This is a genomic window from Paenibacillus popilliae ATCC 14706, assembly GCF_000315235.1.
Lineage (GTDB): Bacteria > Bacillota > Bacilli > Paenibacillales > Paenibacillaceae > Paenibacillus_B > Paenibacillus_B popilliae.
The window spans coordinates 1-354 of record NZ_BALG01000542.1 but is presented as its reverse complement, the minus strand read 5'-3'; the positions used below and the strand labels follow the sequence as shown (position 1 = coordinate 354).

At 50.8% G+C, this 354-nt stretch carries 1 pseudogene; it reads left to right on the top strand.

Going from position 1 to position 354, the window contains the following annotated elements:
• A pseudogene (locus tag PPOP_RS23160) lies at positions 1–354 on the top strand (IS110 family transposase); the annotation flags it as partial.

The window sequence follows — 354 nt, the reverse complement described above, 5'->3', positions numbered from 1 at the left end:
TCGGGAACCTGACGGCTGAGAAGAATCGTATCCAGAAGGTGCTGGAAGCTTCCAATGTCAAGTTGAGTAACGTCATTTCAGATGTATTCGGTGTATCTGGACGCAACCTGCTGGAGCGACTGATTGCGCAAGGGTATGTCGATGCAGACGACATTGAACAGCGGGTGCATGGCAACGTCAAGCGTAACGCAGCCCGCGTTGCCGAATCGCTTTTCGGCACCTTGAACACGCATCAGATCCTCATGATTCGAAATTGCTGGGACCATATTACCTTTCTGGAGCAATCTATTGCTGCGCTGGATACAGAGATTGAGGCGCATCTTCAGCCTTACAAGGAAGCCCAGCAGTTGATTC